The 10720-nt window shown below is 42.9% G+C and carries 12 protein-coding genes; all 12 read left to right on the forward strand.

Annotation, left to right across the window (positions count from 1 at the left end; genetic code table 11):
- Positions 1-9 precede the first annotated feature (9 nt).
- Positions 10-480 (forward strand): rRNA maturation RNase YbeY, encoded by a 471-nt coding sequence (ybeY, locus tag AC622_RS05265; protein WP_197089905.1) that lies wholly within the window; start codon positions 10-12, stop codon positions 478-480.
- A complete protein-coding gene (locus AC622_RS05270) occupies positions 464-850 on the forward strand; it encodes a diacylglycerol kinase family protein (RefSeq protein ID WP_049670102.1) in 387 nt (128 codons plus the stop codon). Before ybeY ends, AC622_RS05270 begins: the two co-directional genes overlap by 17 nt.
- 25 nt (positions 851-875) lie before the next feature.
- Positions 876-1274 carry a cytidine deaminase gene (locus AC622_RS05275; RefSeq protein ID WP_049670103.1) on the forward strand — a complete coding sequence of 133 codons (399 nt, stop codon included), beginning with the start codon at positions 876-878 and terminating at the stop codon, positions 1272-1274.
- Positions 1267-2184 carry a GTPase Era gene (gene era, locus AC622_RS05280; protein ID WP_049670104.1) on the forward strand — a complete coding sequence of 306 codons (918 nt, stop codon included), beginning with the start codon at positions 1267-1269 and terminating at the stop codon, positions 2182-2184. The genes AC622_RS05275 and era overlap by 8 nt, the downstream gene beginning before the upstream one ends.
- A gap of 202 nt (positions 2185-2386) precedes the next feature.
- Positions 2387-2530, forward strand: coding sequence for a YqzL family protein (locus tag AC622_RS20555; RefSeq protein WP_082197026.1), 144 nt, complete (start codon positions 2387-2389; stop codon positions 2528-2530).
- A gap of 34 nt (positions 2531-2564) precedes the next feature.
- Complete coding sequence (gene recO / locus AC622_RS05285; RefSeq protein WP_049670105.1) at positions 2565-3317, forward strand: DNA repair protein RecO; 753 nt, start codon at positions 2565-2567, stop codon at positions 3315-3317.
- A gap of 297 nt (positions 3318-3614) precedes the next feature.
- Entirely contained in the window at positions 3615-4997 is a 1383-nt protein-coding gene (locus tag AC622_RS05290; RefSeq protein WP_049670106.1) for a glycine--tRNA ligase, read from the forward strand.
- A 275-nt stretch (positions 4998-5272) separates the two neighbouring features.
- On the forward strand, positions 5273-5908 hold the full coding sequence (locus AC622_RS05295; protein WP_156185558.1) for a helix-turn-helix transcriptional regulator: 636 nt from the start codon (positions 5273-5275) through the stop codon (positions 5906-5908).
- 38 nt (positions 5909-5946) lie between these two features.
- Positions 5947-6753 (forward strand): pyruvate, water dikinase regulatory protein, encoded by an 807-nt coding sequence (locus AC622_RS05300; protein WP_049670108.1) that lies wholly within the window; start codon positions 5947-5949, stop codon positions 6751-6753.
- A 243-nt stretch (positions 6754-6996) separates the two neighbouring features.
- The gene (locus AC622_RS05305) at positions 6997-7476 is read left to right on the forward strand and encodes a YaiI/YqxD family protein (RefSeq protein WP_049670109.1); all 480 of its coding nucleotides are present in this window, start codon (positions 6997-6999) and stop codon (positions 7474-7476) included.
- 54 nt (positions 7477-7530) lie between these two features.
- Positions 7531-9345, forward strand: coding sequence for a DNA primase (dnaG, locus tag AC622_RS05310; protein ID WP_049670110.1), 1815 nt, complete (start codon positions 7531-7533; stop codon positions 9343-9345).
- Between the two features lie 38 nt (positions 9346-9383).
- Positions 9384-10520 carry an RNA polymerase sigma factor RpoD gene (gene rpoD, locus AC622_RS05315; RefSeq protein ID WP_049670111.1) on the forward strand — a complete coding sequence of 379 codons (1137 nt, stop codon included), beginning with the start codon at positions 9384-9386 and terminating at the stop codon, positions 10518-10520.
- Positions 10521-10720 lie beyond the last annotated feature (200 nt).

The following is a 10720-nucleotide window of genomic DNA, read 5'->3' on the forward strand; positions in this document are numbered from 1 at the left end:
GTGAAGGAATTGATTTTAACGATTGACATCATGGATGAAACGAATAAAGTGACCGACGAACAAATGAAGCTTGTGGAAAATCTGCTGGAACATACAGCAAGGCATGAGCAAGTGAAGACAGGCAGCGAAGTGTCAGTTACATTCGTGGATAACAGCCGAATTCAGGAAATTAATAAGGAATATCGCCATAAGGATGCAGCGACAGACGTTATTTCCTTTGCGATGGAAGAGATGGGTGAGGGAGAGGTTGAAATCATCGGCTCGGATGAACCAGCCCTTTTAGGAGATATCATTATTTCGATTGACCGGATGGAGGAGCAAGCTGCTGAATATGGTCATTCAAATGAACGTGAGCTTGGATTCCTGGCGGTTCACGGTTTCCTTCATTTGCTTGGATATGATCATATGAATGAAGAAGATGAAAAGGTCATGTTTTCAAGACAAAGGGAGCTGTTAGACAGCTATGGTCTTACACGATAAACCAACCGGTCTTAAACGGTTTTTTAAAGGCTTTGCCTATGCCTGGTCAGGTATCCGCTATGGGTTAGCCCATGAGTGCAATATGAGGTTTCATGCCTGTACGGCGCTTATTGTGACGATATGCGGTGTGTATTTTGACATCACAAAGCTAGAATGGCTATTCGTACTTACAGCCATTGGGGGGATGCTTGCCCTAGAGCTGATGAATACAGCTATTGAGAAAGCCGTCGATTTAGTCACGAATGAAACGCATCCTTTGGCAAAGGCTGCAAAGGATACCGCAGCAGGAGCTGTCCTCGTGTATGCCATCTTTTCGGCGGTTGTCGGACTAATTATTTTCTTGCCGAGAATAATGAATTTATTAATGTGAAACAGAAATCTTAGGAGGTACTTACATGCAAAAAAAACAATTAATTGAAGAAGCAAAAAAAGCGAGGGAAAAGGCGTATATTCCATACTCCCGTTTTGGTGTTGGAGCAGCCTTGCTTGGAGCTGACGGAACGATTTATCATGGCTGTAATATTGAGAATGCCGCTTACTCTATGTGTAACTGTGCAGAGAGAACAGCTCTTTTCTCCGCAATGGCACAAGGTGTGACAGAGTTCAAAGCATTGGCGGTCGTGGCCGATACAGACCGTCCAGTATCACCATGCGGTGCATGCCGCCAGGTAATCTCCGAGCTATGTGACGAAGACATGCCGGTCATTTTAACAAACTTAAAGGGTGATGTTCTTGAACTGACGGTCAAAGAACTATTGCCTGGAGCGTTTTCACCGGAGGATTTACATGAGTAATCAAACCAACACCAAGTTTAAATCGGGCTTCGTATCTATCATTGGAAGACCGAATGTGGGGAAATCAACTTTTATCAACCGTGTCATTGGGCAAAAAATTGCGATCATGAGCGATAAGCCTCAAACAACTAGAAATAAGGTTCAAGGTGTGCTGACAACGAATGATAGCCAGATTATCTTTATTGATACACCAGGCATTCATAAACCGAAGCATAAGCTCGGCGACTTCATGATGAAGGTCGCTTCCAATGCGCTTCAGGAAGTGGATGCTATTCTCTTCATGGTCAATGCGGAAGAAGGATTTGGACGCGGCGAAGAGTTCATCATTGAGAAATTGAAATCCTATAAGACACCGGTCTTTTTGGTTATCAATAAGATTGACCAAATTCATCCGGATGAGCTGTTCCGTATTATCGATACGTATAAGGAGAAATATGATTTTGCTGAAATTGTGCCTATCTCGGCTCTTGAGGGGAATAATGTGGACACATTGCTAAAGCAAATCAATGCCTATCTGCCGGAAGGACCTCAGTATTATCCAGCTGATCAGATTACGGACCACCCAGAGAGATTTATCATCTCAGAAATGATCAGGGAAAAGGCTCTCCATTTGACGCGTGAGGAGGTACCTCACTCCATTGCGGTGGTAATTGATAAAATTGAACGCAGGGAAAAGGCGGAAACCGTTCATATTATGGCAACCATCATTGTCGAACGGGATTCACAAAAAGGCATCATCATCGGTAAGAGAGGTGCCATGCTTAAAGAAATCGGACAGCGTGCACGTGTGGATATTGAGAACCTTCTCGGTTCCAAAGTGTTCTTGGAACTATGGGTGAAGGTGCAAAAGGACTGGAGAAACAAAGCTTCTCATTTAAGAGATATCGGCTTCAGGGAAGATGAGTATTAAAAAACGAAGCGGGAATGAATTTCGCTTAAAGGGAATTTGTTCCAAGTGGTTGGATGAGCCCTCTTACTACGGGGCTTATATTATTCGGCAGTGAGGCGAATGGGAAATCAGCCAATTTTTAACCACATGATTTTCGGTCTGGTTGGTGAAGCTAAAGTCAGGTAAGAACAACTAGTTTCTATCAATGAAAGGTGGAATAAGTATGATTGAATTTACCTGGAATGTGTTTAGACAAACCGGAAGCGTGGATACTTATCTTCTTTTAAAGGAACTTGAAAGACAAACAGACGCTAACCAGCCAATCATGAATGAAGAAAATGAAGAGCTGAACATCCCAATCGTATAAGGGATCATCTTGCCGTCATATTGGAGTGAGTGGCGTGCTGGCTAAATGTGAAGGCATTGTAATTCGCACAACCGATTATGGTGAAACGAACAAAATCATTACATTATATACAAGAGAATTTGGCAAAGTCGGAGTGATGGCGAGAGGAGCGAAAAAGCCTAACAGCCGCTTTTCTGCTGTCACTCAGTTGTTTCATTTCGGTCATTATTTATTTCTCTCTGGCAGGGGCCTTGGCCAGTTGCAGCAGGGAGAGACGATAGAGTCCTTTCGTTCAATCCGCGAGGACATTTTTTTGACAGCCTATGCCTCCTACATAGCGGAGCTTCTAGATAAGGGAACGGAAGAAAGAAAGCCGCATGAAGCTTTATTTAATCTATTTTACCAATCGCTTCGTTATCTTGATGAGGAATATGATCCTGAGATTATCGTCAATATTTTCGAGATGAAGATGCTCAGTCTATTCGGATTTGCTCCAGAGCTGAATCGCTGTGTCAACTGCGGGGCACAGGATGGGTCCTTCTCTTTCTCTATCCGTGAAGGCGGACTCCTGTGCCATCGCTGCGAGGAAATAGACCCATACCGCATGAAAATTTCCCCTGCGGTGGCGAGACTTCTTCGTGTCCTTTATTATATGGACTTGGACAGGCTTGGAACGATTTCCATCAAGGATGCGACTAAGAAGGAAATCCGTCAAGTGCTGGATGCCTATTATGATGAATACTTAGGTGTCGAATTGAAGACAAAACGCTTTCTAAGACAGATGGGTAAGATGAAGGACCAGCTTTAAAAGAAACTTCTTTTAATCTGTGTATTGACAATACAGGGGTGAATTGGATAGAATGTGAGATACATTCATATGTAGTTACCGTGAAGGAAAGTAGTATTTGGATAAGGGTATGCCTAGCGAGTTCGGAGATGGTGGGAGCCGAATGATATCTTGCCAAAGAAGGCAGTCTGGAGTAACGCATTTTAAAGCGGCCAAGATTCTTGGCAAATAGGGTGGAACCGCGGGTAAACTCTCGTCCCTATGCATTATGCATAGTGGCGGGAGTTTTTTTATATTGAATTAAAGGAGAGAACGATTATGACCATTACAATGGATCAAATTGTATCACATGCAAAACATAGGGGGTTTATCTTCCCTGGGTCTGAGATATACGGCGGTCTGGCTAACACGTGGGATTACGGCCCGCTAGGCGTTGAACTGAAGAATAATATTAAGAAGGCATGGTGGAAGAAATTCATCCAGGAATCCCCATACAATGTCGGTCTTGATTCTGCTATTCTCATGAACCCTCGTACATGGGAAGCATCCGGCCACATCGGAAATTTCAATGATCCAATGATTGATTGTAAGAAATGTAAAGCGCGTCATCGTGCTGATAAGCTCATTGAGGAAGCTATGCAGGAAAAAGGGCAGGAAATTATCGTAGATGGACTTCCATTCGAGAAGATGCAGGAATTGATTGTAGAGAATGATATCGTTTGTCCTGATTGCGGAAGCAAAGAATTCACAGAAATTCGTCAATTCAACCTTATGTTCAAAACATTCCAAGGTGTGACAGAGTCAAGCACGAATGAAATCTTCCTTCGTCCGGAAACAGCACAAGGGATCTTTGTTAACTTCAAGAACGTTCAGCGTACAATGCGCAAAAAGCTTCCATTCGGTATCGCGCAAGTCGGGAAAAGCTTCCGTAATGAAATCACACCGGGTAACTTTACGTTCCGTACACGTGAATTCGAACAAATGGAGCTTGAATTCTTCTGCAAGCCGGGGACTGAACTTGAGTGGTTTGGTTATTGGAAGGATTTTGCAGAGAAATGGCTTCTTTCCTTGGGCATGAAAGCAGAAAACTTCAGACTTCGTGACCACGAAGAAGAAGAGCTTTCTCATTACAGTAACGCTACAACTGACTTTGAATATAAATTCCCATTTGGCTGGGGCGAGCTTTGGGGTATTGCTTCTCGTACTGATTTCGATCTTAAACGCCATATGGAATATTCAGGTGAGGATTTCCACTATCTTGATCAAGAAACGAATGAAAAATACGTACCATACTGCATCGAGCCTTCTTTAGGTGCGGACCGTGTAACATTGGCTTATTTGATTGATGCCTATGAAGAAGAACAGCTTGAAGATGGCACAAGCCGCACTGTGATGCATTTGCACCCAGCGCTTGCTCCATATAAAGCAGCTATCCTTCCGTTGTCTAAAAAGCTGTCTGAGGGTGCGAAAGAAGTATTTGCTAACCTGGCACAAGACTTTATGGTGGACTATGATGAAGCTGGCTCCATCGGTAAACGTTATCGCCGTCATGATGAAATCGGAACACCATATTGTATCACGTATGATTTCGATTCTGTTGAAGATAAGATGGTTACCGTCCGTGACCGAGACACAATGGAGCAGACGAGAGTAAGCATCGAGGAATTACCTGCATTCTTGAGCAGTAAAATGAAGTTTTAAGCTAGATTCACATAATGTTGATAAATGGAATACCAACTAAGGTGTCCGGCCCGCAATAAGAGGGCAATGTCGGCAGATAAGCAGTACGACATCCAAGTTAAATCAACATATCTGTTTAGCGAAGCCTAAAGCTTAAAAAGCCCGCTCAAAAGGGAATGAATTCATTCCCTTTTGGGTAGGCTTATTTTAAGTTTAGGATGATTAATTACACTTCACGAATAAATAGTATATAATAAATACTATAGTAGAGCGAAGTGTTATGGCACTTTAGGGTGGTGAGTACAATAGAATTAACAAAAAGACAAGAACATATCCTCCAAATCGTGAAGGATAATGGACCTATTACAGGCGAACATATTGCCGATCAATTAAATCTAACCCGTGCGACCTTGCGCCCGGATTTAGCCATCCTGACGATGGCTGGTTATTTGGACGCTAGACCCCGAGTGGGCTATTTCTATACAGGCAAAACAGAGACACAGCTACTAACAGATAACTTGAAGAAGCTTCATGTTGGAGATTATCAGTCAATCCCTGTTGTCGTCAGCGAGGGTGTGACTGTTTATGATGCTATTTGCACGATGTTCCTAGAAGACGTTGGAACATTATTCGTTGTGGATAAGGAATCCTTGCTCGTTGGTGTTTTGTCTAGGAAGGACCTTTTGCGTGCAAGTCTTGGCAAGCAGGATTTAACAACCATTCCTGTGCACATCATTATGACACGTATGCCAAACATTACAGTATGCACGAAGGAAGACTACTTAATTGATGTTGCGGAGAAGTTGATTGAGAAGCAAATTGATGCCTTGCCGGTCGTGAAACAGAATGATCATGGATATGAAGTGGTTGGCAGAATTACAAAAACGAATATAACCAAGGCCTTCGTTTCTTTAGCCAGCGATAATGGGTAAAAAAGCGGCAGTGGGCCAGTGATACCTGGAGGACGCTTATGGAACAGTCTATAATCTACGTGGTTTCAGATTCAGTTGGGGAAACGGCTGACCTCGTAACAAAAGCAGCCGTCAGTCAGTTCAGCGGTGAGAACATCGTCTTGAAGCGAATACCGTTTGTGGAAGATGTCTCAACCGTTGATGAGGTGCTGAGTGTGGCACAAATGAATAACGGTGTGGTTGCCTACACATTAGTGAAGCCGGAGATCCGCACGTATATGAAAGAGAAGGCAGATGAAATGAATATCACTGCATATGACATCATCGGTCCTCTAATTGATATTCTTGAACAGAAATATGGAACACCTGCACTCAATAAGCCGGGTCTTGTCCGAAAGTTGGACGAAAATTATTTCAAAAGGGTAGAAGCCATCGAGTTTGCCGTGAAATATGATGATGGAAGAGATCCGAAGGGCATCATGAAGGCGGATGTTGTCTTGGTCGGAGTCTCTCGTACATCGAAGACGCCATTATCACAATTTCTAGCTCATAAACGGTTGAAGGTGGCGAATGTGCCGTTAGTTCCTGAGGTAGAACCGCCTGAAGAATTATTTAAGGTAGATCCCCAAAAATGTATCGGGTTAAAAATCAGTCCTGATAAGCTCAATCATATTAGGAAAGAACGCCTGAAATCATTAGGGCTGAATGACAGCGCTGTGTATGCGAACATGGACCGAATCCATGAAGAACTCACATATTTCGAGAGAATCGTTAACCGGCTTAACTGTCCGGTCATTGACGTCACGAATAAAGCGGTAGAAGAGACAGCCAATATGATTAGCGATATCATTAACAAACGAAACTAAAAGAGCATGCGAAAGCATGTTTTTTTGGTTGTTTGGATGGTCTGAATTACCAGAGGACAAAAGAGTGGAAATTTGATTTAATTTATTCTATAATAAAAAATTGTGATAAAATACCCTGCTTTAGGTTTAGAGTTATTTATAAAGGAATAAACTAGAATAAGCATCGTATATTAAAAAGTCAAGGAATCCTTAGTAAAAATATTCGACAATCGGACAAACTGTCCTTAAAAAAGAAGGATTAAGATGAGAGATGTAGAAATACAAAAGAAGAGTCATTTAACGGTTTATGTTGATGCGGATGCCTGCCCAGTGAAGACCGAGGTTCAACAAGTATGTGAGCCTTATGATGTGAACATCAAATTTGTGGCAGCTTATACAAATACAACTAATCGTTATCCTGATGTGTCCTGGGTATGGGTTGAACCAGGAAGGGATTCTGCTGACTTTTATATATTGAATCATGTGAAGAGCGGTGATATTGTCGTCACCGAGGATTTAGGACTCGCAGCGGGATGTCTTGCAAAGGCAGCTTATGTCGTAACATCAAGGGGAAAAGAGATCAAGGACAGTGAAATTGACCTATTTCTTGAGACAAGGCATTTGCATGCAAATGCAAGACGGTCAGGCAAATATGAAAAAGGTCCAAAGAAAATCAAAATGATTGATAAATCAGCTTTCACGGAAACAATGAAAAAAATATTGTCGAAAATTGAAGGATTTTAGCAACTGATATAGAATTACAATATTCAGACCCATTATGAAACAGGTGTTAAACAATTGAAAAATCAATTAATCCCCGAAGAAACCGTGAATGAAATTCGCAGCAAGAATGACATTGTGGATGTGGTTGGCGAATATGTCCAGCTGAAAAAGCAAGGCCGAAACTACTTTGGCTTATGCCCTTTTCACAATGAAAACAGTCCTTCCTTCTCCGTTGCACCGGATAAGCAGATCTTTCATTGCTTCGGCTGCGGGGCTGGTGGAAATGTTTTCACCTTTCTAATGGATATAGAAGGATATTCCTTTGCTGAAGCTGCAAGAAGCCTGGCAGAAAGGGTAAACATACCGTTAGAGATAAACGTCAATGAAGCCTCTGAGGGACAAAAGCAAAAGCATGCTCTCGATGATATGTATGAAGCTCATGAGCTTTTAAGGAAATTTTACCATCATTTGCTTGTAAATACAAAGCAAGGTCAGGATGCTCTTGAATATTTGCTCGAACGAGGTTTCACCATGGAATCCATTGAGAAGTTTCAACTGGGCTATTCATTAGACTCCTGGGATTATGTGCATAATTTCCTAAAGAAAAGGGATTTCTCCATTGAACTAATGGAAAAGGCCGGCCTGCTCGTCAGAAGAGAGAATGGAGAGAATTATTTCGACCGCTTTAGGAATCGAATTATGTTCCCAATCTTTGATAGGCAAGGGAAGACAATCGCCTTCTCCGGACGTGCACTTGCTGCAGGTGATGAACCAAAATATTTAAATAGTCCTGAAACTCCACTTTTTAATAAAAGTAAAGTCGTCTATAATTACCACCTGGCACGCCCCTTTATTCGCAAGAAAGGGGCAGCGATCTTGTTTGAAGGTTTTGCTGATTGCATTTCTGCAGACAGGGCAGAGGTGCATAATGGAATCGCTACGATGGGTACGGCTCTGACTGAACAGCATATTCAGCTGTTAAAGCGGAGCACGGATACAATTATCATCTGTTATGATTCTGATGCACCCGGAATTGAAGCGGCGAATAAAACGGCTGATATGATTCGTGACAACGGTCTTCATGTCAAGATTGCCCTTATGCCGAATGGGTACGATCCCGATGACTATATCAAGGAATTTGGAGAAGAAAAGTTCCAAAACGATATAATAGGGGCTGCACATACGTATATCTCTTTCAAGATGATTTATCATAAGAGAGGCAAAAACTTTGCAAATGAAGGCGATAAGATGGATTATATTGAAAGCGTCCTTCAAGAAACAGCAAAGTTAGACAGTGAAGTCGAAAGGGAATTCTACTTAAGACAAATTGCTACAGAATTCACACTTTCACTGGAATCCTTGCTTAATCAGCAGGGTAAAGTGGGTAAATATAATAAGAGGGCGCCTAAACAAGCGACACAGGCCGCCTCATTTCAAGCGATGCCAGCACCGAGAAGAAAAGGGATGAAGCCGGCGCATATGAAGGCTGAGGAGACTTTGCTGGCTCTCATGCTCCATGACCGGGAATTGGCCTATCGCATACAAAAGCTGCTGGATGGAATGGAAATGAACCATGATGATCATCAAGCAATCATTACGTATTTATTCGCCTTCTATGAGGAAGGGCACGAGGCGGATGCAAGTCTGTTCCTCCATTTCCTCCCTGATGTGAATTTAAGGAAGATTGTCACTGAAATTGAAATGATGGATTTCCATCATGAGCCCAGCGAGCAGGAATTATTGGATTACGTTAACCAAATTACTAAATATAAACAGTTAATGGTTATTAAAGAAAAGAAAGCGGAGCAACTTGAGGCTGAAAAGCGGCAGGATTTCATTCGTGCTGCTGAACTAGGAAAAGAGTTGATATCGCTAAGAAATTCTTTATGACGGAAGTAAAAGAAGTGGATTGAGAAGGAGGGGAACAAATGGCTGAAAAGTCAGCACGTTCCAAAGAAAAAGCAGTAGACATCACAGATATGACATTGGACCAGGCGAAAGAATATGTTACGGAGCTTGGTAAGAAAAGAGGCCAGTTAACATACGAAGATATCGCAGAGCGCCTCTCCAGTTTCGTGCTTGATTCTGAACAAATGGATGAATTCTATGAATACCTTGGAGAGCAAGGTGTCGATATAGTGAGTGAAGCAGACGACGATGAGGAAAATCCTGATACACAGGAGCTTGAAAAAGAAGAAGAGTTTGACCTGAATGACTTAAGCGTGCCTCCTGGTGTCAAAATCAATGATCCGGTGCGTATGTATCTTAAAGAAATCGGGCGTGTAGACCTCCTTTCCGCTGAGGAAGAAATCCTCCTGGCTGAACGTATTGAAGAAGGCGATGAAGAAGCTAAGCGGCGACTGGCAGAAGCAAACCTCCGTCTCGTTGTCAGTATCGCAAAACGTTATGTCGGACGCGGGATGCTGTTCCTGGATCTTATACAAGAAGGGAATATGGGCCTTATTAAAGCGGTTGAGAAATTCGACTACCGCAAAGGCTTTAAATTCAGTACGTATGCTACTTGGTGGATTCGTCAGGCAATCACACGTGCTATTGCGGACCAAGCAAGAACCATCCGTATCCCGGTTCATATGGTGGAAACCATCAATAAACTAATCCGTGTTCAACGTCAGCTTTTACAGGATTTAGGCCGTGAGCCTTCTCCAGAGGAAATCGCAGAAGAAATGGACCTAACACCGGAGAAAGTGCGTGAAATCTTAAAAATTGCACAAGAGCCTGTTTCCTTGGAAACGCCAATTGGGGAAGAAGATGATTCACATCTTGGCGATTTCATTGAGGACCAGGATGCTACATCTCCATCTGACCATGCAGCATATGAGCTCTTGAAGGAGCAATTAGAGGATGTACTGGACACGCTTACCGACCGTGAAGAAAATGTGCTTCGCTTACGCTTCGGGCTTGATGACGGCAGAACCCGTACTCTTGAAGAAGTGGGCAAGGTATTCGGTGTAACGCGTGAGCGTATCAGACAGATTGAGGCGAAGGCATTGCGCAAGCTGCGCCACCCAAGCCGCAGCAAACGTCTAAAGGATTTCTTAGAATAGAATATAACATATATTGACAACAGGATGAAAGCCCGCTGGAAATTTTTCCGGCAGGCTTTTTTCTTGTGCGCCCTGCATGGGCGAAAACTTGATGGTGCAAGTCCACTACAGGCTTGGCAGTAGGAACTGTTAGCGAAAAGCAAGGTGGCTATCGTGAGGTAGTGGCTGAAGGAAGCTGGACGCAAACTCCTGAACTGACG

Source organism: Bacillus sp. FJAT-27916 (genome assembly GCF_001183965.1).
Taxonomy (GTDB): Bacteria; Bacillota; Bacilli; order Bacillales; family Pradoshiaceae; genus Pradoshia.